Annotated in this window: 29 protein-coding genes and 1 pseudogene; 3 read left to right on the top strand and 27 right to left on the bottom strand. The window is 38.8% G+C overall.

The window, feature by feature from the left end; all coding sequences use genetic code 11:
* Position 1 precedes the first annotated feature (1 nt).
* From M1P97_RS11065 to M1P97_RS11025, 9 genes are all read right to left on the bottom strand, one after another.
* Positions 2-784: a polysaccharide biosynthesis/export family protein gene (locus tag M1P97_RS11065; RefSeq protein WP_195371665.1), complete on the bottom strand. Its 783-nt coding sequence runs from the start codon at positions 782-784 to the stop codon at positions 2-4.
* 20 nt (positions 785-804) lie between these two features.
* The gene (locus M1P97_RS11060; protein WP_249389103.1) at positions 805-2040 is read right to left on the bottom strand and encodes a carboxypeptidase-like regulatory domain-containing protein; all 1236 of its coding nucleotides are present in this window, start codon (positions 2038-2040) and stop codon (positions 805-807) included.
* Between the two features lie 34 nt (positions 2041-2074).
* Positions 2075-3304 carry a YjbH domain-containing protein gene (locus tag M1P97_RS11055; protein ID WP_249389102.1) on the bottom strand — a complete coding sequence of 410 codons (1230 nt, stop codon included), beginning with the start codon at positions 3302-3304 and terminating at the stop codon, positions 2075-2077.
* Complete coding sequence (locus M1P97_RS11050) at positions 3298-4032, bottom strand: YjbH domain-containing protein (protein ID WP_249389101.1); 735 nt, start codon at positions 4030-4032, stop codon at positions 3298-3300. The genes M1P97_RS11055 and M1P97_RS11050 overlap by 7 nt, the downstream gene beginning before the upstream one ends.
* A gap of 12 nt (positions 4033-4044) precedes the next feature.
* The gene (locus tag M1P97_RS11045; protein WP_249389100.1) at positions 4045-4311 is read right to left on the bottom strand and encodes a DUF4248 domain-containing protein; all 267 of its coding nucleotides are present in this window, start codon (positions 4309-4311) and stop codon (positions 4045-4047) included.
* Positions 4308-5495, bottom strand: a complete 1188-nt coding sequence (locus M1P97_RS11040) for a DNA primase (protein ID WP_249389099.1) — start codon at positions 5493-5495, stop codon at positions 4308-4310. The genes M1P97_RS11045 and M1P97_RS11040 overlap by 4 nt, the downstream gene beginning before the upstream one ends.
* On the bottom strand, positions 5492-6865 hold the full coding sequence (locus tag M1P97_RS11035; protein WP_249389098.1) for a replicative DNA helicase: 1374 nt from the start codon (positions 6863-6865) through the stop codon (positions 5492-5494). The genes M1P97_RS11040 and M1P97_RS11035 overlap by 4 nt, the downstream gene beginning before the upstream one ends.
* A complete protein-coding gene (locus M1P97_RS11030; RefSeq protein WP_195371676.1) occupies positions 6862-7371 on the bottom strand; it encodes a hypothetical protein in 510 nt (169 codons plus the stop codon). The genes M1P97_RS11035 and M1P97_RS11030 overlap by 4 nt, the downstream gene beginning before the upstream one ends.
* A 303-nt stretch (positions 7372-7674) precedes the next feature.
* A complete protein-coding gene (locus M1P97_RS11025) occupies positions 7675-8127 on the bottom strand; it encodes a hypothetical protein (RefSeq protein WP_249389097.1) in 453 nt (150 codons plus the stop codon).
* A 389-nt stretch (positions 8128-8516) separates the two neighbouring features.
* Between M1P97_RS11025 and M1P97_RS11020 the strand changes: the two genes are divergently transcribed.
* Genes M1P97_RS11020 through M1P97_RS11010 form a run of 3 tightly spaced genes read left to right on the top strand, consistent with a single transcriptional unit; the run spans position 8517 to position 9762 of the window.
* The gene (locus M1P97_RS11020; RefSeq protein ID WP_195371680.1) at positions 8517-8957 is read left to right on the top strand and encodes an HU family DNA-binding protein; all 441 of its coding nucleotides are present in this window, start codon (positions 8517-8519) and stop codon (positions 8955-8957) included.
* Positions 8958-8961: 4 nt separating this feature from the next.
* Positions 8962-9423, top strand: a complete 462-nt coding sequence (locus tag M1P97_RS11015) for a glucosaminidase domain-containing protein (RefSeq protein WP_249389096.1) — start codon at positions 8962-8964, stop codon at positions 9421-9423.
* 33 nt (positions 9424-9456) lie between these two features.
* Positions 9457-9762, top strand: coding sequence for a hypothetical protein (locus tag M1P97_RS11010; protein ID WP_229058390.1), 306 nt, complete (start codon positions 9457-9459; stop codon positions 9760-9762).
* Between the two features lie 63 nt (positions 9763-9825).
* Here the strand turns inward: M1P97_RS11010 and M1P97_RS11005 are convergent, their stop codons facing one another.
* From M1P97_RS11005 to M1P97_RS10920, 18 genes and pseudogenes are all read right to left on the bottom strand, one after another.
* Positions 9826-10221, bottom strand: a complete 396-nt coding sequence (locus M1P97_RS11005) for a WbuC family cupin fold metalloprotein (RefSeq protein WP_122373262.1) — start codon at positions 10219-10221, stop codon at positions 9826-9828.
* Between the two features lie 10 nt (positions 10222-10231).
* Positions 10232-10432: pseudogene (locus M1P97_RS11000) on the bottom strand (UDP-N-acetylglucosamine 2-epimerase (non-hydrolyzing)); the annotation flags it as partial.
* Positions 10433-10653: 221 nt separating this feature from the next.
* Positions 10654-11001: a hypothetical protein gene (locus M1P97_RS10995; protein WP_249389095.1), complete on the bottom strand. Its 348-nt coding sequence runs from the start codon at positions 10999-11001 to the stop codon at positions 10654-10656.
* A 26-nt stretch (positions 11002-11027) separates the two neighbouring features.
* Complete coding sequence (locus M1P97_RS10990) at positions 11028-12017, bottom strand: MraY family glycosyltransferase (RefSeq protein WP_249389094.1); 990 nt, start codon at positions 12015-12017, stop codon at positions 11028-11030.
* A 267-nt stretch (positions 12018-12284) separates the two neighbouring features.
* Entirely contained in the window at positions 12285-13379 is a 1095-nt protein-coding gene (locus M1P97_RS26370; RefSeq protein ID WP_249389093.1) for a glycosyltransferase family 4 protein, read from the bottom strand.
* A 17-nt stretch (positions 13380-13396) separates the two neighbouring features.
* The gene (locus tag M1P97_RS10980; RefSeq protein WP_249389092.1) at positions 13397-13951 is read right to left on the bottom strand and encodes an acyltransferase; all 555 of its coding nucleotides are present in this window, start codon (positions 13949-13951) and stop codon (positions 13397-13399) included.
* Positions 13952-13965: 14 nt separating this feature from the next.
* On the bottom strand, positions 13966-14787 hold the full coding sequence (locus M1P97_RS10975) for an ATP-grasp fold amidoligase family protein (protein ID WP_262923234.1): 822 nt from the start codon (positions 14785-14787) through the stop codon (positions 13966-13968).
* Between the two features lie 70 nt (positions 14788-14857).
* Positions 14858-15910, bottom strand: a complete 1053-nt coding sequence (locus M1P97_RS10970; protein WP_249389090.1) for an NAD-dependent epimerase/dehydratase family protein — start codon at positions 15908-15910, stop codon at positions 14858-14860.
* Complete coding sequence (locus M1P97_RS10965; RefSeq protein WP_249389089.1) at positions 15903-16631, bottom strand: IspD/TarI family cytidylyltransferase; 729 nt, start codon at positions 16629-16631, stop codon at positions 15903-15905. Before M1P97_RS10965 ends, M1P97_RS10970 begins: the two co-directional genes overlap by 8 nt.
* A complete protein-coding gene (locus M1P97_RS10960; RefSeq protein WP_249389088.1) occupies positions 16628-17686 on the bottom strand; it encodes an acyltransferase family protein in 1059 nt (352 codons plus the stop codon). The genes M1P97_RS10965 and M1P97_RS10960 overlap by 4 nt, the downstream gene beginning before the upstream one ends.
* Before the next feature lie 10 nt (positions 17687-17696).
* On the bottom strand, positions 17697-18584 hold the full coding sequence (locus M1P97_RS10955) for a glucosamine inositolphosphorylceramide transferase family protein (protein ID WP_455430305.1): 888 nt from the start codon (positions 18582-18584) through the stop codon (positions 17697-17699).
* Between the two features lie 2 nt (positions 18585-18586).
* A complete protein-coding gene (locus M1P97_RS10950) occupies positions 18587-19810 on the bottom strand; it encodes a polysaccharide pyruvyl transferase family protein (protein WP_249389086.1) in 1224 nt (407 codons plus the stop codon).
* 3 nt (positions 19811-19813) lie between these two features.
* Positions 19814-20629, bottom strand: coding sequence for a LicD family protein (locus M1P97_RS10945; RefSeq protein ID WP_249389085.1), 816 nt, complete (start codon positions 20627-20629; stop codon positions 19814-19816).
* A 2-nt stretch (positions 20630-20631) separates the two neighbouring features.
* Positions 20632-21597, bottom strand: a complete 966-nt coding sequence (locus M1P97_RS10940; RefSeq protein ID WP_249389084.1) for a glycosyltransferase — start codon at positions 21595-21597, stop codon at positions 20632-20634.
* 6 nt (positions 21598-21603) lie between these two features.
* Complete coding sequence (locus M1P97_RS10935; protein WP_249389083.1) at positions 21604-22764, bottom strand: EpsG family protein; 1161 nt, start codon at positions 22762-22764, stop codon at positions 21604-21606.
* Between the two features lies 1 nt (position 22765).
* Positions 22766-23872 carry a glycosyltransferase gene (locus M1P97_RS10930; protein ID WP_249389082.1) on the bottom strand — a complete coding sequence of 369 codons (1107 nt, stop codon included), beginning with the start codon at positions 23870-23872 and terminating at the stop codon, positions 22766-22768.
* Positions 23866-24768 (bottom strand): glycosyltransferase family 2 protein, encoded by a 903-nt coding sequence (locus M1P97_RS10925; RefSeq protein WP_249389081.1) that lies wholly within the window; start codon positions 24766-24768, stop codon positions 23866-23868. The genes M1P97_RS10930 and M1P97_RS10925 overlap by 7 nt, the downstream gene beginning before the upstream one ends.
* Positions 24758-25888, bottom strand: a complete 1131-nt coding sequence (locus M1P97_RS10920; RefSeq protein WP_249389080.1) for a glycosyltransferase family 1 protein — start codon at positions 25886-25888, stop codon at positions 24758-24760. Before M1P97_RS10920 ends, M1P97_RS10925 begins: the two co-directional genes overlap by 11 nt.

Genomic DNA, 25888 nt, shown 5'->3' with positions numbered 1-25888 from the left:
ATTATTTAAATATTAATACCGCTATTGTCGTCAGCAATGAAATGACAGACACCCAGACACCGATGGAGTTATTCTGGTTAATGCTGCTCTGACCTGCCTTCGCCTTGTTCGGTTCCACATACACAATATCGTTTTGCTGCAAATAATAGCAAGGAGAGTTAAATATATCTGCCGACCGCAGGTCATGGAAAAGGATCGTACGCTTTCCGTTGTTTTCACGGATCACCCCTACCCTGTCACGACGTCCATATATGGTCAGGTCACCCGCCATACTCAACGCCTCCAACAAGGTGATACGGTCGCCGGAAATAGTAAAGCTACCCGGACGGCCTACTTCGCCCATCACGGATATTTTAAAGTTCAGGAACTGCACCGTCACGATCGGGTCCTTGATCAGGTCGCCTTCAATCAGTTTGTTCTTGATCAGCTCCGTCAATTGCATACGCGTCAACCCTTCCGCATGGATCTGCCCCAGAATCGGGAAATCGATATCGCCGTTCGTATCCACCAGATAGCCTAACACACGTTGCTGACCGCCACTAGTAGAGCCCAACTGATAAGTTATCATCGGCATATTGAATGGCAAGGCCAGTTCCGGGTCGCGGCTGTTCACCATAATAGCCAGCAGGTCATCACTATGGATAATCACTTCATATTTCTGCTCGATCTCCTGCTGTTTTAAAGGAACGACATCCTGCAGATAAATAATTTTCTTAGTAGACGTGCAGGCGGATAAAAACACCGCCATGCAGACTACCAGATAAGTTACATATTTCACCTTCATACTCTTCTGTTTCGGATTATTTATTCACCAGAGCCACCGGAATGTGTTCCATGACTTGCTCCCTTTTCAGTTGTTATAACCAGGTCTACCCCATCGTATTTAACAACCGGAATAGTCAAAGCCACAGTCTGCCCTCCGAATACGACCGGAAAACCAAATACGGTTGTCGTTGTCCGTTCGACGATAGAAACAGTCGTTTTCATGTCGCCGCTTATTCTGACATCACGCTTCAATGTCATTTCGCCGACACTCGGAGCTCCCCCTACCAACGATGCCAGAGTCAGTTCGACAGCACCGGATAAAGCAGTAATATCGCTATCGCTCAAACCAGCCAACTGCTTCTTTAACAAATCGCTTGTCGTTCCGTCTATTTTCCATCCAAAATGCGATGTTACATCGATCGTCTGTTCCTGCGAATCCATTTTCCCCAGGTTGTCAATCACAATCGATTTCAGATTTTCAGTCTTGGAAGTTCCTTTCTGTGACGAGCAGGGCACACCGAACGAGTGATTTGAAAATCCGTCGATGGAAGTCACATAATATCCGTTGCCGTCATAATCTGCTGCTCCTGTCTCACTCCACACGCCATTCTTTTCCACATAATGTTTTACATCGGCAAAATAGACACCCTTGCCTGCCGGGTTTTTCATCCGCAGTTCAACCGGTTTCTCAAATATCTGCCCGTCGGGTTCACAGTTTACAGTAGAAAGACTGGCACGTACCGTACCTGCCTGGGTCTTTTTAGCCCCCTCTTTATAAGCAGTCACCGTTACATCTGTTGCCGATTTGACCGCACCTGCCGGAAAAGTCAACTCGATCATCTTCTGCTTTATTTCTATCACTGTCTGTTCTGCATCGGGGGAAATCGTCACCGGCTGATTTTTTGTCTCCAGTTCCTGTGACAGCAATACGATACTTTGTTTTTTAGCATCCGCCGGGAAACCGACTTCCGCCGTCACTGTCACGTAGCCACTCTTTTCGAAAGTAACGACACAGTCGTCTTTCGATTTCATTTCCAACTGGAATGTACCATCCACAGCCGTTGTCGCTTCAGCATTCGAAGCACTGACTTTTACCCCCTCGAGAGCATTGCTCTCCGACGTCACTGTCCCGGCAATATAATAGACCTCCGCATCCAGCGGATTTTCCACAATGACAGGAGTCGGTTCATCTTTCTTACAGGAACTAAATCCTACACCAATTGTCACAGCAAGAGACATAGCCATGCTGACAACCAAATACTTGTTCGTTCTCATTTTGTCTTCTTTTTTGTTTATAATTATTATGATACTATTTTGACCGTTCAGCCAAATCGACCAGGTTATCTTTTATAAAATCAGGATTGTAATACCCCCGGCTCCTGTTTTCATCCGGACGTGTTTTGTAAGAGCGTCCCAGCTTCCGTGAAGTATACCAGGGGCCGGACTGTGCTTCATACTGCCAGTCGAAATATTCCGGCAATCGTACCCGCACAGCCTTATGTTTACTGCGTTTTTTACGTGGCAGGGGAATAGCAAAATGGAAACCGCCGTTCGCCTCCCCACCTGAATACATGGCAAACAAACCAACCGTCACCTCCCCGAAATGGCGGCTACAATCCCCACGCACCCCATAATCGCCATAGATATAGCGGTGGGCCGATAAGTCGAATTGCAGATTATAATAGGGTTCGTTATAACGGATCAAAGCAGCCCCGCTGACCTTTTTCCATTGTGTCACCTCCCATTTGCCGCCGTAGAATGTAGACGAACCGGTCAGTCCTCCGGTCAACCCGAAAGCCCAGCGATCCGAATTGGTTCGATACAAAATATCCAGGTCCACACCGATCCGGTTCTGGTTAAAATTGCCCACGCTCAAGGTGGCAAATACATTTTTCGGTAAACGGATCTCCTGGCGCATCACCAGCATCCCTGCACGAATATAATCCATCTCCCCCACCTGGTTATTCCACACCGGGAATATCACCTGCCCGGTAAAAGAGGCTCCTTTCCAAAGTCCTATTTCCACTGCCGGAGCGATATTCAACACCGTTCCGTATATTTTATCCATCCAGGAGTTTTGCAGCTTGACCTGCGGGTACAATACCAGATCGATCTTTCCGGCCGAGCGGTTCACCGCTTTCGCCCCTTTCAAAATCTTCATCACCTCATCCGTATCGTAACTGATCGTCAGCCCCTTCATCACAGCTGCCGGCGATACCTCTTTCTGCCGGTAAGCGACCAAGGCTTCCCGACTTAACGATACGGTAATCTGAGGTATCCGCTCTTCCAATACGACCAACCGTAGATCTCCTTCGACCTCCGGATCATTCAGCAATGTCCGGATCACATCAAACAACCCGCGATAAGTACCCCGGTACACATTGTCTTCATAAGCGATACAAAGCCCGTCAGCCTGTGCCACAACCTTTACATTCTCCATACCGAGACTGACAAGTCTATCCTCCACCGTCGCACTCCCTTTCCAACAGAACAGGTTGCCCAGAAGAAGTAAACAAAGTATATGATATATTTTCACCATTTAAATTCGTACCTTATCCCCGCAGAGACAGCCTTGAAATCGTAACAAAAAGCATGTAAGGAGAAATGATTGAAAAGCTGTGCGGCAGCCCCTATACTAACCGCTTCCGCATTATATTCGGCCATCAGTGTAACAGGCCTCAAAAAAGCCGGACTATAACCGACTCCACCGAAAATACCTTTCCGGTAACTATCTTTACGAAACGGGATATTCCCTCCCAGGGAAAAGCCCAGGTCATGGCCGCCCAATAACAGATGCTTTGTCCCGACAACATATACAGACGAGAAAAAGCGGTTGCCTGCGGCACTCTTAAACATATTCAATTCGCCGGTGGTAAACGCGTCATTCGATCCCACCACGATGGCCGGCCACCATTTCCCCTCTTTCAAGGGACGAAGACGCAATGATACGGAACGATCCTGATTCCATTTACTCCCCTTCTCGAACTCCCCATGAAGCAATGTGCAACGATAGGCCACTTCCACGAACGGCAGGAAAGTTATATTCACAAAATAATTTCCGGTATTATAATCCCAGTTGGAAGGCATCATTGCTTCAGGCAGAAAATCAGCCCCTCCCATAAAGGTTCCGTCTGCCTGCATGTCCGCTGTCGGGATTGTCAACAACCCCGTCACTCCCAATGAATATTGAGCGTGAAGGCCGGCTGCCATCAACAGCAAACAGGCAGATAGAATCAGTTTTTTTAACCGGATCGATATATTCATCATCGACATATTCTTTTAAGGTTCTCCCAGCACCTCCACAATAAACCCTACCTGGCGTGGCGTAAGAATACGTTGCGTACGGTCCCAACCGGCCTTTGTCAGGCAACGGATCAGACCGCCATTCGCCATCACCCAAGCTTTCAACCGGCGGGAAGCGGCCGCGGGAGTCAGTGTCGGACTATACAACACGCCCAGTTCCATCCAGGTAAAAGTGCGGTTCTTCCACTTTCTTTCCTCTTCATCCACAGACTTTATCTTGTCTTTTTCATCTTCCCGTTTCATACCCACCTCCAGTCCATAGTGGCCGGACGTTTCTGCCTCCGCGACAGACCGGTCAGGTGAGCGATTCCGATATTCAGGCGATGAAGTGCTTGCATCCTTTGTGTCGTATCCGTAATGCCGGACAACCTCTGTATCCCTGTCCGGATACGCTCCAATAACAAAGCCTCTTCCGAAGGCGAGTCCTGTACATTTTTTTTCCGGAGATAACCGGTAAACCGGTCTTTTCCCCAAAGCCGGAACAACGAGTCGGGATCTTCTCCCTCCGGCAATTCTATCCCGTAAGCCCGTATACCCTGCATCCTAAGAAGGGAAACGGCCTTTTCCGAAGCTTTTCTTCCGGCAGTATCTGCATCCAGCATCACCAGCACCCGTGATGTATATTTCTTCAATAACACGATATGACCGTCGCATAAAGCCGTACCGCAAAGCGCCACTGTATTACTGAATCCCGCTGCATGCATCGCCAGCACGTCTTTGTAGCCTTCCACCAATATGGCGTATTGCTTTTCCCTGATTGCCTTGCGGGCGATATGCAATCCGTAAAGGATCTCATTCTTACGATAAAGTTCACTGGTCGGCGAATTGATATATTTAGGAGAGCCAGGGACCTCCGTCAGTCGACGCGCCCCAAATCCTACCAGTATGCCTTCTTCATCCCGTATCGGGAATACCAGACGGTTACGCATCGCTTTCCATTCCCCGGAAACCATAGCCGGTGAAGTTCCTACCCCAAAATCGAGCCAGGTCGGAGTCAGGTCCGAGTCCCCGGAAGCGGCAGGAAGGAGAGACGAAAAAAACTGAAGGTTTTTTTCAATTGAAAATTGAGAATTGAAAATTGAAAATTTTTCTGTTTCACAAACGGGGTTTGTCAATTTGACTCCGGGTTTGACTTCGGATTTAATTTTCAATGTTCCATTTTCAATTTTTAATTTCTTCACCGCTTCCCCAAACGATACCCCTTCTATCTTCTGTAAAAAATGGATCACATCCCCTTTCTCCCCGCATGCAAAACAGGTAAAATATTGCTTCTCCGGATTGACGGCCAAAGAAGGATGGTGATCTTCATGGAACGGACAAAGCCCTAGCAGGCTTTTGCCCTTCCGTGTCAGCTGCACATACCGTCCGATGACCTCTTCAATCTGTGGAGCCGACTGTTTTATATCGTTTATTTCCTGATGTGTCATGATGTTGCGGTATTACGATAGTTCGTGATTTTTGTATATGAAGGATTATAACGGAACCGTGCAATGCCGGTCGCTCCGTTCCTGTTCTTCACAATATAGAGTTTGCCCACTCCTACGAGGCTTTCACCCGTCCGTTCATCTTTCGTAATGCCATGCTTCTCGGGACGGTAAACAAAAGCGACACAATCCGCCACCTGCTCGATCGTACCCGAATCCCTCAGGTCGCTCATCACCGGAATATGCGCCCTGTCGGCACGTGTGTCACAGGCCCGGTTCATCTGCGAAACAAGCAGTACCGGACAATCGGCCTCCAGGGCCAGCTGTTTCAGGGCAACTACATTGCGCCCCACGACCTGATCCTGCGTTTCATTCTTCTGACGGACAGACGACAACAGGTGCAAATAATCGATTACCACCAGATCACACTCCCCTTGTTTGCTTTTCAGCATCACTTTGGCACGTATATCGCTGACGGCGTTACAAGGCGTATAATCCATATAGAGAGGAAGATGTTCCAGCTTGCGGCTCGCTTCTTTCAATTGCTCCAGCTCCCTACCGGTCAGTCCGCTGATCCGCAAATGATCCGGATCCACATCCGTCATACCGGCCAGGATACGGTTCAGCATCTGCAAATCCGACATTTCGAGGCTGAACAAACAGACATGTTTCCCATCCTTCGCCGCATTGACGGCTATATGAAGTGCCACCGCAGTCTTCCCGTCACTCGGACGACCACCCAGAATAATAATTTCGCCCCTGTGTAAACCACCCGTTACATAGTCAAGTTCCTCTATCCCGGTCAATAAACGGCTCACATCCTCCGAAACCCCGGCACGCCTGGTATGCCATTGCAAAGCTTCTTCCGCCAATTCTCCTACCGTACGCATCACTTTTCCCCCGGCCGTGTCGCGCCGAAGTTCCTGCAACGACTGTTCCGCTTCCGCAATCAGCTTGTCGGGATCGGCATCGAATTTCGCGGAACTAAAATTCAACGTCACGAACAACTGTATCAGGCAGCGTAATTTATATTGCCGTTTCACCTCTTCGGCATAATGTATTACATTCTCCGCATTGCGCACATTCAGCATAGCCGGAAGCAGAAACGACAGCCCTTTCAGCTCTTTCCAGCGAGCCTCATCCTGCCGGTGCATTTCGGTTTCAACCGTCATCATATCCGGCTGCACGCCCTGATCGTACAAGTCCATGATTACACCGAAAACAAATCCCAGCGATTTATCCGAAAACATCTCCTTGCTTAACATCGTAGAAACCTGCATCGGAGCATCCAATGAAGTCATCAGGCAACAAACCAGTGTACTTTCCAGTTCGGCAACAGTCATACCTGCTGTATCCGTATTATCTGTATTCATCCGACGTTCCCCCTTTCTTTCCCACGATCCAGTTCCTGCATGCTCCGTCCTCCTATTGTGCGTTCTACAGCGGCCATCTTATATCCGACTTCTTCCGTCAAAGCCGCCTGTCCGCTGTCCTTATCCGATTCACTCCCGGAGAAAAGATCATAGTTGCAAATTCCGATACGGGTACCTCCCTTTACTGCATTCAACACGATCAGTTTTTCCATTTCAAGTATCTTCAGGTAATAACCGACCGAACCGAGACTGATAGCCGTGAAACGGGCCAGTTCCCAATAAGTACCCACATATTCTCCCCTGCGGCAAACATGTTTATTTTTTCCCAGCGTCACTATTCCATCCCGAAAGAAACTCAACGTGATCAGTGCCATATACATAAGGGCCAACCGACGCTTTTTTTTCTGTGGATGGATAGACATGTTTAATAACTTACGCGGCATTTTGATAAATGCTTTCCCCAGGAAATCCGTCACCTGGTTACAGTCTTGATGATCTTTGTTCATAACCGTAAATATTAATGTTTGTTAGTATTTACGTTGTTATACGCTTTCTATTTGCAAAAGCCATTGAATTATATATCCTTTCGTCTCCCTCCTATTCAGGTTCTATTCGACCGGCAACGGTTCCTCTTTAATATAGTAAGAAGTATTTCTTTTAGAAAGAAATTTATAAATAGGCAATTCTTCAATTTTTTCAAAAAATAAAATCGCATATCAACGCTTAAACAAAGATAAATACCAGGTTTCGTAATAAAAAAACTATTTTAAGCGTATATCTCACAACCCAACAAGCTATGTTTCAACCGATTAATTATTTAAAAATCCATCTCTCCCTGCGGCTTCCCGCTTTATTTCCATTCTGATTCCGTCATGGATCTGCTGATAATCCTCATTCGCGGCTTTCAACAGATTACAAATGTAGGATTGTTCGTAGCCGGTATTGAACACCAGATTAATCAGTCTGGCTAATTCCTCATACGAACACTCCTCAAACATCTCATTTCGAAACATACCCGACATATACTCGATAAACAATTTCGATTCTTTCACCCGGATACGTTCCAGATTGGACGGTCCGATATCATAGCCACAATGCTCCAGTATCTTCTCCCTGTAATGATTGAAAAACGATTTAGCCAGGGCATTCCACGTTTTCTTTTTTCTTATCTCCGGATCACCCAGTAATAAAGCCAGCAATAAAATATAATGGCTGTTATTTTTCACATCTTCAAGATACTCCTCCAAGGAAGGATACGACAAATATTTCCCTGTTATTTCACGAACCACCTTTTTAAAAATCCGATTATTCTTTGTACAATTTGCTTGTTTATTTTGTTAATCATATTCATTCTCCGATTAGGCATCCATATAGCCTGCAAGGTTGTGAAATGATATACCTTTTTCACTGAAAACATACATGTTTCAACTGCAAAACATATATGTTTTAACGTCGAAACACCTATGGTTTAAAACCGATTAATTAACTGTCGTTATCTACTCCTAACTCCCCCTAACCGCCCCTATCTGTCTGCGGGTTTTCAGTCCGTCGTACCTTTGTAATGTTATCGATAACCAACAAGTAATTTCAAGTATCAACCCCAATTGTCAATTGTTAATTATCAATTTTCAATTATCAATTTTTTAAATCTATGCCTTTAAAGTACAGACTTGTCAAACGTAAAGACATGAGCAAAGATGCAGCCGCAGGAGCCGAGCTTTATTTTGCTCAGACCAGTATCACCAAAAAAGTCGATCTGAACCGTATCTGCGCTCGTATCAGCAAATACAGTACAGCCAGTCGCGGTGATATCCTGCTGGTATTAGACGGTTTTATCACCGTCATGAATGAATCCCTTGCCGACGGTGAATCGGTTCATCTGGGCGATTTCGGTAGTTTCCGTATGGTAGCCGGTAGCAAAGGCGCTACAACCGAAGAAGAGTTTAAAACCTCTTTGTTCAACCGTGCTCATATCGTATTCTATCCCGGAACGATGTTAATGAACCTTGTTCGCGATGCCAGTTTTGAAAAATGGGTACTTCCGGGTACCACTCCCCCGGAAGGTGAAGATGACCGTCCGGTAATCGAATAATAGTATGACAAAGCAAAATTACATCCAACAATATCTACCTCTCGCCCAACGGGCGGGAGAGCGGTTCGGAATGAATCCGATCATTATCCTGGCGCAGTCGGCCATCGAAACCGGCTGGGGCGAAAGCGAACTCGCCAGGGAGTATAATAACTTTTTTGGTATCACCGCCTACGGCCGTACGAATCCTTTCTGGGATGGTGGCCGGACAGACTTGTCTGCCACAGGAGATCGGCCGTCCCTCTGGTTCCGCAGGTATCTCACTGCGGAAGATAGTTTTCTCGACTTCGCCCGTCTGATCCACTCGGCCTATCCTGTGGCTGCCACGCTCACCTTCTCTCCTTCGGCCTACGCCAAAGAGATTGCCTACAGCAAATACATCAGCGAAGTGAACGGCGACAACCGTGCTGCCTATCAGCGTATGCTGGTGTCGATCTGTAAGTCGATAGAACGGCTAATCGGCAATTAACTTTCAATTATCAATTTTCAATTATCAATTCCCATGAATGTCCTTGAAACAATTCTCAACTTCCTCACCAGCCTTGCCCGGATCATCTTCCCCCGCAAGCGAAAGCCGGCAGCCGGTGACTGCCCCTGTCCTCATCCTCTGCCTGCTCCTCCTGAGCCTCCTCTCCCTCCTGATGCGGGAGACGGAAGTGACCCTGACCTGCATCGGGGCGATACTCTCGCTCTCGCCCAGGGAGACTGGGGAAACAAATCCTCCCAAGCCGACTGGCTCGGAATGTCAGGATATAGCCTGATGCTGATGGGCGGGGCCGGGTGTTTGTATAAATGGTTTATTGCGTAAGCGATATAAGAAGAGGGAGTGCACTTCATGCCGATATGAGGGAGGTACTCCCTTCTTATTTTCTTACTTCAGCAAATCGTTTTCCCCCAACGGAGTATAGGGACCGTCTTTTACTTCAAACAACACAGAACCGCTATCCAGCACCTCCAATGTATGCCATTGATTAGCCGGAATATGTACCCCAAAACTTCCTACCAAAGGATCCAACAGGGTCGACTCTGTTTCTTCTTTTTTATCATTATAAAACATCACCCGAATCTTCCCACGCAACAGCAAATAAGTCTCTGCCGTATGCGGATGGCGATGAATCGGTAAAATAGTCCCCGGCTCCAACGCATTCAGCAGACGCTGGGCTTTAGCATCCAAAGAATCATGAAAATTACAGTTCATACGCAAGCGGGGGGATTCCTGAGCCTGCTTCGTCACTTCATTTAATAAGGTTGAATTAATTAGTTGCATGACTTTTATTTCAATATTTCCTCCAAACCATTTTATTAACGACTCCGGTATAGCTCTGAATTAGCTTGACTACCTTCACCGATACATTTTCATCCACATAATTAGGAACAGGAATTCCTAAAGCACCGTCTTTATTCATCTCGACAGCTACATCCACAGCTTGCAACACCTGTTCGGTCGTAATGCCAGCTAAGATGAAGTTGCCTTTGTCTCTCTCCCCGCCCCCCTCCGAAGCCAACTGGTTCGACCTCTCAGGCTACACCCTGATGTTAGAGGAAGGCATCGGCAGTCTTTATAAGGTGCTGGTGGGTTGACATATCCCTGCACTTGACACAGGAACACAGAAAGACATATCTTATCAATCAGATATTTACAGGGAAGCTCTTCTGTGATCCCGCGTCAAGCGCGGAAACAGCAACAACACCGTCCAAATTACTTCCATCCAAATTTCCGGTCAATAGAATCAAAAACTTCAGATGTAGTATAGAATGGTCCTCCGTTTTTTATGGCTTCCATTGTATATGCTGTCACCTTTTCCAACAAATCTTTAAGCATCACACACTCACTTTTCTCTGTATCATACACAGCTACCAAAGATTTGGTAATCCGGTGTAATTCTTGAAGTTTATATTCCCGCAAAGTCATTACATCTTTGGATATATCAACTCGCCATGTATCAGGTTTTATCGGTAAGTCAAAGTTCATACATTTCCGCTCATTCACAACAGCTTTTTGATGAAGGTTTGTAAGCAGATTCTTATCTATCGTTTGTATATCCATACTTTCTTTATTACTCAACAATCGTTCTACTTTTTCAGTGATTCCAGATATTTCTCATGCAGATGATAATATTTCTTCATGAACAAGAAATAAGCCACAGCCAACAAGACGATCACTATTCCCAAATAAACCCAATGAGCAAGCACTTGATCCGGCAAAGCATATACCATGATCAAAGAAACGGCCAACTGCAAGACCATATAAATAAGGCTGACTACCGGATGAGACATGTTCAATTCATTTGCCATCAGCTGGTACGCATGTTTCCGGTGTGCCTCTCCCAAGTTTTCATGAAGCATAATCCGATGGCAGATCGTAAGGCAACCGTCCACCCCGTACACAGCAAGAAAAGACAACCAAGTTATATCTCCGGTCTGTATCACTAATTTTCCAATCGAAAACAATAGGATAAAGGCGATTCCAATACTACCGACATCTCCGGCAAAACACTTCGCCCGGTTTTTCGGACGGAAATTGAACAGACAAAATACCATTACGGACAAGATCGCTACAACCAAAAAAGAACTCTCCATAAACTGGATCTTCCGGTTCATCAACAGCAACGGAACAAGCACTGCCAACGAATACCCTCCCGTAATTCCATTCACCCCATCCATAAAGTTGATGATATTCGTCGCTCCCACGCATACTATCGAGGCAAGAAATACGATCCACCACATATTCAGATGCAGGATATCCAACTGATAGAACATCAATCCCATCGCCACAAACTGCACCACAAGGCGTAAACTATCTGGCAAACTATGAATATCATCCGCAAACGATATTCCGGCCACCAAAGTCATCGCTACCAACATCCATGGATACTGGAAACCATAGAAAAAGCTCCACACCCATGTACCGACCAGAAAGATAATACCTCCCCCACGCAGAACCACCTTTGAATGAGAACTACGCTGGTTAGGCTTGTCGATGATATTACACTTGTCGGCGATACAGAAATAGATTAGTTCTGCCAAAAGGAGCAGAATGAAAATTAGGATATATACCATCATAATTAGACTATTTTTCAATAACTCATTAGCAAAATGGAATTAACATATATTTAACTCTACCAATTGGGCTTTTTATTTTTGAAATTGATAAATTATAAAATTGTCAGTATTCTTATGTTTTCGATGATTTGAGTGAACATCCTTGTATATCTTTAACATGATACGATACCAATCCCATTCCGAAGCATTTCTTTCTCCATTCAATACTACTTATTGGACGAATCTATATAAAACTATTTTAAAGATGAAAGATGATATAAAAAATTACTATGCCTTTTTTACCTCTTCCAAGTATTTACTTACGACAATTTGTCGATCAAACTCTCTTTCTACTTTCTCACGTCCAGCCTTACCCATTGCGGCTTTTGCTTCAGAAGAAAGTAGAATGAACTTTTCAATCTGACGTGCAAGATCATTACCATCACCAGTATTGAAGAGATATCCAGTCTTGCCATCATCAATCACTTCCATAGTTCCATTAATCTTTGAACCGATGCATATTCGACCTGTAGAAGCAGACTCTAGTAATACATTAGGCACCCCTTCTCCTCCATGAGATGGGAGAATAGTGCAGTGACACTTTTCTATCCACAGGTCGATATCTTTACGAAAACCTATATATTCTACTGAACCAGCCTTCTGAGCTTCCTTAACCAACTTCATATACTCCGGCTGCTCATTCCAACCTGCAATATAGAACTTGGTTTTAGGATACTTCTTGGTAATTATTTCAGCTGCCTGCAGATATTGATCAATCCCTTTAAGCTTCATCACACGACCGATGAAAAGAAAACGAATCTCATCATCCTCAGGAAGTAGCATGAATGCATGTTGCTGAAGATTGCACCCAGAACCAGGAAGCATAGCATAGTTATTTTTCACAAGACCTTTCTCAACAAAGAAATCTCTATCTCCGGTATTCTGAAAAAATACCTTATAACATTTTTTTATGCTCAATTTATAAAGAATCTCACAAACTATACTTATAAAACTCCTCTTCAAAAATGTAGCACCTGTTCCAGTTATATTGCACACCTGCTTATACTTTCCGTTACTTGCCATTGTTCCATAGATATTTGGCTTAATGGTATAGCTAAAGATAATATCAGGATTCACTAGAGGGATCATCTTCTTATAGAAGCAAATAAGTTTCAAGTCCTTTATTGGATTCACTCCACGACGATCAATTTCAGTCTCAACGATATGACATCCAAGATCTTCAAAATACTTATTCTCCTCACTCTTTGGAAGTGAAAGATACAATTCATGACCTAGTTTCACTATCTCATTAATTATCTCCTTACGAAAGGAGTAAAGAGTTATAAAATGATTTGCTAAAAAGAGAATTCTTTTCTTTTCCACTATATGTCCATTTCTAATTATTCAATTGATTTAATCACACGGCAAGGATTACCTACTGCTATACAATTATCTGGTATATCTTTCGCCACTACAGATCCAGCACCAATGGTTACATTGCAACCAATTTGTACTCCCTGCAGTATCACAACATTTGCCCCTATCCATGTTTTTGCCCCTATAATAATAGGAGATGTAGTATATTGTCGCTGGTCTACACCATCATTCATTGAAAATAGATGATTATGATCAAAAATCAATACATTAGGTCCAAGAATAGTTCCATCTCCAATTGTAATAGCTTCACGACAGATAATTGAATTATTTCTTCCTATACCTACATTTTCCCCTATCCTAAGTTTTGCTTTTTCCAAAACGGCAATCTCTACGCCATCACATATTTTAATATTTCTTGATATTTTCACAGTTGCGTTGTTATAAAATCTTAATGAAGTACGACAGCCACGCCGTATTTTAGGACCGATAGTAACATTTCTTCGAATAACTCGCCATGTAAATATTGTAAATAGACCTCGTATCAAAGGTAATATATTGATCCAAACCTTATAAATCATAATTGGTAAAATTATCAATAGATAGTAAATTTTTCACCTAACTTCATATCAAAAGCATCTGGTACAAATTGTATATAACCACTTGCTGTGAAAAAGGTTAATTCTCCAAAGTATATAGATCCTTCAATATTATAAAAATCTACTCTCACATGAGGAAACGGCTTTGATAGAATCTCTGCATATTCTACCATCTTTTCATAATTTTTGGGTTTTAAAGGCTGTTCTTTCATTGGAAGGTAATCTGTTCTAGAAACGTCTAAAAGATGAAAATCTCTATCCAAAAAACCCAGTTGAGAAGGACTATGATCAAGATCATACCCTTTCGTCATATAAGAACAAAACACTTTTCCATTAAAACAAAAAAACTTATAATCAGGTAGATCACCTTCGATATTATTACTTTCTATCAACCTTTCTATAATAATGCGACTCTTTTTAATCTGTGTATACGGCCATTCTCTACCCGCATTATAATCTTTTACATCTAACCAAGAATTTAATAATGACCTTAAAGCAGAGATATTTTCGCGGCTCTTATCTTTACAGATATAAACATTATTACCACCTCCACCATCTGTTGTCTTTGCGACAAATTTATTAGGAAGAGCATCAAAGTTGATTTCATTAGCGTTATCGTAAATTCCAAAACATTTGTTTAATATATTGGATAATCCGGTATTTGTAACATACTCTCGCACATCAAACTTATCAACACAGACACCCATAAGTGGATCTCTATGTTTCATTTTATATATTTGTAGTTTCTCTGTATATCTTGTTGGTGTCTCGAAACTAGGCCATCTACCCAATTTCAATCTGTATTGAAATGTCAACATATACCTATCTGGTATAAAAGAAAAGAATTTTAGAATAACTAATCGAAACTTTTGATTTCTTACAATTTTTTTATAACCGTTCATAAGATTCTAATGTTTTTAAAATGCCTTCTTCCAATGTTACACGAGGTGTCCACTGTAAATCTAACAATTTATTAGTATTGAGCCTTACTCTCTTATAATTGCAATAGGCAACACTAACCTTTTCCGGGATATTGAAAACAACTTTAATTGACTTTGGAGAACATTTAGTAATAATACGAGCCACTTCTTTTATAGGATATTCTTCTGCTTCGTTTGCGACATTGTATGCCTCATTTAATCTGCCTTTAGACATTATTGTTAGTATTGCAGTTATGCAATCTGTTATGTAGCAGAAAGCTCGTAATGCCCGCCCATCGCTTTTGAGAATAATATCACGTTTATTTACTGCATCCGAAATGAAATCAGACATTACACGTCCATCATTTTCAATACTCATCCCAGGTCCGTATGAATGTGCAATACGTACAGACCAAAAATCTACGCCATATTGAATACTATAGCTCTTCAAAAGTTGTTCTCCAATACGTTTACATTCAGGGTAACAACTCCTTTGGTCGAGAGGATCAATGAATCCAAAAGAATCCTCCTTCAACTCACTTATACCTTCCACCTTTCCATACACTTCTCTTGTAGAGGTATAAAGAACCTTTGCGCACTTTTCTTTTGCAAAGTTAAGTACATTAAATGTTCCAATTGTGTTTGCTCTAATAATACCAACAGGATCATTCTGAATCAAGAACGGACTAGCTCCACCAGCAGCATGAACAATGAAATGGATAGATTCAGTAATATTTATAGGCTCAGCAATATCTTGAACAACAAGATGAAACTTACTAGATTTTATATACTGCTGAAATTTATTTTTTGCTTTAGTCTCATTACGAACTAAAGCATATATATCTATATTTAGCCCCATTCCTGAATTCATTCGCATAAAAGAATGCACCAAATACGAAGCAATCATGCCTGTTGCGCCTGTAATCAGAATGCTCTTATTACTGAACACTTCAAAATCAATACTTTTGCATTGAAGTATAAGATTCATATCATCTTGTAAAATACTCATGCTTTTATTCATTATCAAGGTAGAATTGAAGATTCTCATTAGACTCATAAATAGCTCTCATTGTGAAGAAGTCCTCCAATGTAGTAATCTTGATGTTATTGTAAGGACCATCAACCATGGTCATCTCGTAACCATAGTATTTCATAAGTGTACAGCTATCAATAGAGTCTCTAATTCCCTGTGAAATAGCTTTTTGGTGAGCATCCATTATATCCTTTAAATAAAAAGATTGAGGAGCTTTTGCAACTCTTGAATGAGCACGATCAGGCACAGTGAGAATATTAAAATTATCGTCTACTACAACAATTGTTTCTTTCACAACGCCTGCAGTAATTGCAGAACCATATATTTTAACAGATTCAATATTCCGATCAATAAGTTCACTATTAATTAATGGTCTTACAGCATCATGAATTAAAACAATCGTATTAGAATTACCACAAACATCTTTTGCTGCTAACAAACCACTATATATCGATAACTGTCCAGTCTCACCACCTGGAACAATTTTTTTGACCTTTCCTATCTTAAACTTTTCAATAAGTTCCTTAAGATATGGAATCCATTCCTCTACACATGCTATTACTATAGCATCAATATTTTGGTTTTGTTGGAAAATATCTAATGTATGTATAATAATAGGTTTACCGTAGATTTCAAGAAATTGTTTGGGACAGTCTTTACTTCGCATTCTTGTACCAACACCACCAGCAAAAATAACTGCTATATTCATATTAGTTTTATTTTTATCGTATTATATAAATATTGTATAAACAATGGAATGGTTAATCCAACAACGGAATATGCGACCCACCATAGTCCATCATTAGTGATAATCGGATATGCAGCCATATATATATCATTAAGGTTAGTTGTATAAATAATTATCCAATTTACGAATTTAAAACATATCATATGCATTGACAATATGGCTATAGTATGTTGTCCAATATACGAAAACACTTTACCACAAACAGAACCTGAAATCCAGTAACATACTAAAAGCATTGCTATTGTGCCCACACAAGAAGTAATAAGCATTGTCCACCAACTCGTGTAAATATTTGCCATCATGATAAGATCCGTTTTCAAAGAAGCAACTCCGCAAATAACAAAACCAACAAGGACAATAAACACTTGTTTTAGCCTGCAAAATTGAATCAATTTATCTAAAAGCTTCTCCCTCATACACTTTGAACCAAGCCAACAAAATAACATGGATACAAAACCTTGTCCGATAAAAGAAGGTAATTTGCTATAATAACCTACAGCAAATACTATTGCTACAACTAATGGTTCAATATATTTATTTGTAACTTTAGTAAACACAAAAAAATCTAAAAGTTTGAGTGTTATAACCGCAATCCATAATGCACCAATGAACCACATAGGTCGCATTAATTGTTCCGGAACATTAAGTGCTAATATTTCTAGTGTTTTCTCTAAATAATCATTCATACTATAAATTGGAATACTTTTTATATAATTTGATTGAAATTCGTCCGGAATAATAGAATTATAAAACCCAAATTTCATAAAAATAGGATGTAATAATAACAATATTATACCAATATAAACGAACTTCAGATACAACTGTTTTGTCTTCTTCCACAAAAAGTTCTTTAAACCCGATTTTGAACTATAAAAACAACCAGAAATAAAAAAGAACATAGGCAAATAAAACATTGTCACAAAATGATTAAGCGGAAATTTTGAGTGTGCTAAAACAACAAGAGAAATTCCAATCCCCTTAGCTATATCTATATATTGAATTCTTTCTTTTGCCATAAGGAGTCTTTTAGTAATATAGTAACTTTCTCATAATCTTCAACGTCTGTACAATTGGATTGGCCATAGTTGATATTTTAATATCAATCAATTCAATATCATCACATTGTCCATACGTATGAGTTCCTGTTATATTAAGATGTTTATTAATATTAATACCTTCAGGATTAATATTAAATTCCTTATTTGAAATCAGTAATCCATTTGAAATTTTAATGTTATCTATACGTAATGATTTACCATATGTAGATTCGTCACCACATTGCACAGGACGATAACATTTATCATCTTTAAAATATATTTGACCACCACCTCTACAATCAAATTTAAATATAGAATTTGAGTTATAAGTATCTATTGGATTAATGATTCCATTTTCAATATTATCTGCACCATAAAGTTTAAGCCTCGTGTATGCTCCCATCGTTGCATCCATTTCGCATGTTAGCAGATACCAATGCCCTTCAAAAAAAAACACATTTGTATCAACATTTCTACAATCTTCCAATAAGACTCTATGCTGTTTCCATTGCTTCGGAAATGCACTAGATTTATACAAAATGACTTTACCTGAATCTGCTGTCTCCGGTATCATATATATAGAATCATCTTTTTTGAAAATCATAGGATAAGATAGGTGAAACTTCTCTTCCAATACATCTTGAAACTTACCAAATTTACCATTTTCATATTTGCTAACACTGATCACCCCCTTGTGCCTAATCCTATCCATTCTTTCTACAAACAGCCAAAGATTATCACCATCCTGAAATAAGATAGGGTCGGCATACCAATACCTCCAATTAGTATCAATCACTCGATAACTCTCAGAAACTCCGTTTTTCCTATAGGCTACAGCATATACTGTATCATACAATAGTTTTGATAGAAAAGACATATTCAATTTGTATACTTATTTATAAATGATCGCAATTCAATATACGTGCTTTCTCTATTATTTTTCTCTTCATAGTTTTTATACCGCATTTGTTCGGCTTCAGCCACAACCTTTGTAATATACTTCGGGGTAAAATCTGTACTTCTGATAAATCTATTTTCGTAGCCTATACTTTTTCCAAATAATATTTGTTTGTCATTCCACACAAGCTGTACTACCGGTACACGGTATGCATAACTGATAATTGCAGCATGCAATCGTGTTGATAAAATAGTACTAAAACTACATATTTGATTTACTAGAGTTTGCGGATCTTCGGCACGTTCAAATGCAATCTCATCAAACTTACATGATGAGTATTGTGTTTTTTTCAGGTCTTGAAGAAACTCAAAATCGGCAAAAGTCCCATTACAGAAGTATTTCCATCTGATTCCCTTTCTATCCAATTCATCTGTGATGCCTTTCCATAACTTTAACAAATCATTACGAGTAACCCTAATACCATGTTCAACGAAAATATGGGAACGAGCAACACTAAGCCCTATAATTCCAGGTGATCCAACTGTAGACTTGTAAATATCATCAACCCACAAAGCTGGATCTGGAACACGTCTTGTATGGATATGTTTGGCTTCTATATATTTTCCATCTAGCAATTCAATATAGTCTCGCGTAGTAATTACCTTTACACAACCTCTATTCAATGCATTTTTGAGAATTCTACATTTTTCTGATCTCGAATCAAATCCTTCTACGCCTACAGCATTCAACATGACAGGAATAGACTTACGGTCAGCAATCTCGGTTATAACATCAATTAACAAATAAAACTCTTGTGCTTTATATTTAATAAGCCCCCCCCCTGCAAAAATAATCGCTACTGTATCACTATCAATAGCCTTCTCTGCTATTTGAACAGTCCTAAGTCTTACCCTTGGAGCATTATTCTTATCACTTTTCGCATTTCTCTTAGCATTAATCAAATCTATTATTGATGCTGGTAGAAAATCTTTAACAATTCTTTTAAAAATTGAAGATTTAGTTCTAGTTATAGTCGCAACCTGATGAGATGTGCGACCTAACATATCAACATCTTTCACCCGTACATCGTCTTGAATGTTTAACTCAGCCAACGCCTTTTTTACCAAATACGATGTACAATGACCTATAACTTGATCTCCCAGATTGGATTCAAATTGAAGTCCAAATATTATTATATTCTTCATTTTTTACTTCCAATATACAGTTCGGTTTGAATGGCCATGTTGTTTCTCAATCGGTGGTAGTTGCATATAATTACCATAATGGTCTTTTAGATACTTATCATAACCTACAGGAATCCTATACTGTTTGTCCTCAAACTTCCACAATATAAAATCAGTTATTTGTTCTTTATTCATCAATTCTTTTCGTCCATAACTACCAACAAGAGCAGCTACATATTTTGAGTTATCATAGTTATATCTAGCCAAAATACGTTCAAGTACTGAAATAATATGTCTAGGAGTTACTAACTGAAATATGGTATAAAACAATGTCATTCGAATAATTTTTTTTAAATAAGGCTTACACCATATAGGCTTTGTAGTAGCAATAGCAACTGCATCGCGAAAAGCCATTACTGTGCTAAAATGCTTTTGAATATCCTTATCTGTATCAGGTAAACCATCAATAGGAAAAACATCTATATGAACTCCAACTTGACCAAACCTTTCAAATAAATCTCCCTCAACTAATACCGTATTATTCACTTGTATCTTACCAAAAGTAAAGCCATAGTTCTTAAAATTTTTATGATATATGAATGAATATTTACGGTTTGGAGATTTCGTGACTATTTCAATAAACCTTTCATAATCAGGTCTTGGCATCATTACATCTATATCATCATCCCACGGAATAAATCCATTATGACGTACTGCACCTAATATTGTACCTCCCCCTAAAAAATAACGTAGATTATTAGTTTCACATACCGCAACATAATAATCTAACAAATCAAGGAGTAAACTCCTAAGCTCTTTAGTCTCAATTACTTTACCCATAATCACCTTATATGATTAATCCTATCTATAAATTTTCTAATGTACCGATACAGGTGTATATTTAGAGAATAAAGAGCAACTTGCTTCTTTGTTCTTTCTAAATATGCATATTTTTGCGGAAATCTTTTATCGAATTTTTTATAATACTCGGTAGGAACCTCTCCACAACAACTCATAGACATATAGAGCCGAGCAAGCATATCCAAATACAGTTTTCTATTTTCCTCATTAAAAAGTGGTGTTGATAAAAAGAATTTTTCAAGTACATCACAAATATAGAATGTACAGATGAGATTCTTCATTTTATTAGAGGACTTTGTTATTGACTGCTCATGTTGAATGTAATTATAATGGCATTTTGAAGAGTACATAATTCTTTGCGCCTTAATTAAAACCTTTGGTGACCACTCTTCATCTTCGTGCACTATACCATCACAGAAATAAAGATTATTAGACTTTATAAATGAAGACTTATACATCCCAAGATATACCATTATAAAATAATCCTGTTCTGATATTCTTTTAGCTAAATAATCCTCACCTAATAATACTACATTCTCTTTGTACCTTCCTTTTGAACAAGGCCGCTTCTTTCCATCCTCACTGAGGATATATACATCTGATAGTGCAATATCCAAATTATATTTATCCATCATTCTAACATGATCTTCTATGGTATTTGGCTCAATTGTATCATCACTATCCACAAAATAAAGATAATCACCAGATGCTATTGATATACCTGTATTACGTGCATTAGATAACCCTCCATTTTTCTGATGTATTACAATAATTTGATCATGTTCCTTATACAAATCACATAGTAGTGGTGAATTATCTGTTGATCCGTCATCAATGATGATCAACTCCCAATTATGATATGTTTGATTAATTATCGATTGTATACAATTATCAAGATATCTGTCGACATTGTATACTGGGACGATTATACTAACTTTTGAACTCATAATATATCAAATAAAAAATATTGGTGTAAAAAGCAAATGTATAAAGCTATTACTTAACTTAAAGCCTAGAATTGATTGTTGATCATATATGAAAAACAAGCTACACATAAAGATTATCAAGTAAAACAAGATTTTTTCCCCCTTGCTAATACTCCTAATGACTTCAATTATATAAAAGGGTACAAACGATGTAAAAACCTGAAAGAATCGAGATACATAAATCAATCTATTAAGAGAGCCAACAACAAGTAAAGCATTTGACGTATTGAAAAGTTCTATTGTTTTCTTGTTTTCATTTGTTTCCTTCTTCTTTATTAGAACAATTGAAATAATTACACAGATCAGTAATTTAGCATATCTTACTATATACTTTCCTATACGGCCTCCTTCATGCATAAAACTATATCCTTCAATTTTTTCTGTCAAATATCCATCATTATAAAATGATAAATTACTTGCCATATCTGCGAGATAACCGAAATATAAAGACCAAGTTGCCAATATTAAAAACACTATATACCGTAATAATTTGTATCGTTTTAGAAATGGCATCAAAATCCTAAAAAAAACAAATACAATGAAACTTGAATGTATTAAAAGAGTTGCAAAATACAAACTATAAGATAATACATTCTTTTTCCCCAAGAAATAGTCATAATATACAGCTAATAGTAGTACTGAGAATGCCATATTATATCTAATACCTGAGACAATAGCATCAGAGGACAGCCAAGTAAGAAGAAGCAATATAATTAAACGAGTTTCTGAAACTGTGTAGTTACGTACTCTAGAAACCTGAATTGCTATTCCTAAACTGATAGAATATGTAAATGCAACTGAAAGCGCAGGATAAAGGCCATATAAACCCGTTTTAGAAATTATAAACATTAAATAATAAGAAATAAACTCTGTATTAAATGAAGATATCTCTTCACGTATTACATCCAATGTTTGAAGTTCTAACATTTGATCCATACGCAAATAATATCGATATAGATCCATTTCCATGTTTGGAACAACATGAAATGCTAAAAAAGCTAATCCGATGGTAAAAAAGCATGTATGTTTAACCGCATTTATTCCTTTTGGAGCTCGTAATAACGCTATAAAATTCACCGGAATACTCAGAACAGGTACAAATATCAATAATATTACATATACAATCATATCAGCATTTATTATCAAGTGATTTATAGAATTGAGTTATCTTCTCAACTTCGCATTCTATATTATAACCCGCCGCAGTAATCCTTTGTCCTTCATCAGATCTTAAATAGTTAAAATCAATCAAACTATTCACCCAAGTATCTATATTATCATTAAGCGAAAGATATTTTATATTTGGAGTTACTTCAACTTCTCTTGTAATTGTATCTGAAACTACACAATGAATACCTGTAGCCTGTGCTTCAATCAGGGACACAGGTAGACCTTCGTAATAAGAAGGGAAAAAAAACATATCAAAAGCTAGCAGAAGTTCATCAACATCACTTCTATTGCCAAGAAATTTAACCTTTTCCCTAAGTCCCAATTCATCAACAAGATCAATAATATTTTGCTTACCAACGCCTTCGCCTACTAGTAGCAGTATAGCAGAATCATCTTTTTTTATAACTTCATTAAATACCTTAATCAAAAAAAGATGATTTTTGGGATAAGTAAAGTTCCCAACATGACCAATTACATGAAACTGATCAACACCCAGTTCTTTTCGTTTGTTTATTCTTTTTGTCTCATTGTAGTAGAACCTTTTAATATCTATGGCATTATTCATTAAAGTATATCCACCACATTCAGAAATAGATGAAGGAAAAATCTGATGAGCCGCACTTTTAGAACAAGCGATATATTCATTAGCCAAATTCTTAATAAGTCGTTGTGTAATTAATTCCCAAAAAGGTCCTTGTCTTTTAATCCAATCTGGATTCATTCCATGTGTATGAGATATAATATGTCTCACATGCGCAAGATTACAAAAGATGTGTGGTGCAAAATAAGTTACGCCTTGATGAATCTGCACAATTTGATACTCTGGATGCTTTTTGAAGAAACACCAGAGTTCATAATAATTCTTTAATGGATTTTTTCTTCTTGGCGTTAATCTAAAAATACGTCCTCCTAAAGCTTCTACTTCATTATCAAAATGAGCCTTAGGAGAAAATATAAGAAAATCGTAAACGATTTCACCACATTTAAAATTGCGGAAGTAGTTCATTAGCATTGATTCCATACCCCCAGCATAAAGTCCTTCAATTACTTGCAATACTCTTAACATAATCCACAAATCTTAAGTTTAATATAATAAACCAATGAAATTGGAAAAGTAGCTAATCTTAGCAAATCAAACTTTGTTTCACATTGACCAAGAGTCTGTAACCTACATGCTGAGATATAAAAGAGATCATACAATATCGCATACTTTATTTGGTTCATGAGTGTATATTCAGAAGATATACATTCATTAGCGAACATCATGGCACCAATTGGGTTAGCTAAACGTAACTTCATACTTGATTTAGTAAGACCGTCTTCAAGATATTCTGTTACATAAATCGGAAGATTTCTATAATATGTCTTATACTGTTTACCTATTCTATTCCATACAACACCTTCACTCAAAAATTTTTCACCATCAATCTCAGGGAATAAATTATCTTTCAAAACACTTGTTCTGTATACTTCAGATTTATCCCCCCCTACCTTTCCGTTTATACACATTGTAATATGATCAGATATTATGGATTCTTCTGGATAATTATCTCCTATGATCTGACCATTAGGATAAGTTCTCAAAAAAGACATATAAGCCACATCTTTATTTTCTCGAACCTCTCTCCAATAAAGATGAATTATCTCTACAGCCTCTGGCAAAAGATAATCATCGCTATCAAGTATAAGAGTAAGTTCAGTGACAATTTGTTTTATGCCTGTATTAAGTGCTCTATGTTTACCTCCATTATTCTGCTTAATATACACTATTTGGAAAGATGATTTTAATATAAATTCACTAACAAGACGCTCTGTGTTATCTGTACTCCCATCATCTACTATCATCCATATAAAGTTAGTATCAGATTGTTTTTGTAAGCTCTCAAAAGCTTTGTTTATAATATAGCCTCGATTATATGTAGGAGTAATAATTGTAAGTAGTTCTTCTTTATTATTTGCCATATTGTGTAATGTAAAAATCTTGCAATTTCTCAGCATTTGACTTAATATCATATTCAGCATCAACTATTTGCTGAAACGTATCACTTTTGGTATAAGATCCTTTATACGACAAAATACGCTGTGCCCAAACATCTGAACCTTCCGCTAAAGATAAAAACTCTACAGAACCAGTTATATCACATTCAGTGGGTACCGTATCTGATACAATACATTTTAAACCTGCAGCCTGTGCTTCAACCATTACAACTGGGAATCCCTCATACAAAGATGGGAAAAAAAACACATCGAAAACCTGAAGCAAACGATAAACGTCTGTTCTTACACCTGTAAAAATAACCTTATCCTCCAAGCCAAGACTACGGACTTGTTCCCTTGTCTTATTCAGCAGCATATCATCTAACTCTCCCCCTCCTACTAACATTAATACAGCAGTTGGATCCTTTTGAACAACTTTTGCAAATGTATCTATTATAAATGGATGATTTTTAGGTTTGAAAAATCTACCTATATGACCTACGACAAATTTTCCTTCAATATTGAACTCAGCTCTTACCTCTGCTTCAATTTTTAGACTATATCTATATACATTAGCATCTATTGCGTTATGCATATAATATACATTTTCTATATTATATTCACCAAAGACCCATTTGGCAGCATTTATTCCACAGGCAAACTTATGAGTTATGTATTTAAGTGATAATTTTCTATATAAAAGTAAGGTTAGTGCTTTTATATTATATTGTTGTTTTGGAGAAGAAGTATGAGCATGTGAAATAATTATAGGAATATTTTGATGTTTTGCCTCCATATATGCAAATAATCCATATTCCATCATATTACAATGGATTATCCTATACTCAGGATGCTCCTTTAATAGCTTCCTAAATGCCTTTCTATATTTAAAATAGTTATGAGGATAATTTGGGCAAATTCGATAAATATGACCTCCTAAATTCTCAATCTCATCTTCAAAAGCTCCACGATATTGACGATGAACTAAAAAATCAAACTGAATTTTTGTTCTATCAATATTTCTATAATAATTCATAGTCATAGCTTCAGCACCTCCACGATCCATTACACTATCCAAAATAAGAATTCTAATTGGCTTATCCAT

It is taken from the genome of Parabacteroides leei (assembly GCF_023369805.1).
GTDB classification, from domain to species: Bacteria; Bacteroidota; Bacteroidia; order Bacteroidales; family Tannerellaceae; genus Parabacteroides; species Parabacteroides leei.
Note: the sequence above shows the minus strand (reverse complement) of the source record. Positions and strands in the feature narration are given on the sequence as shown.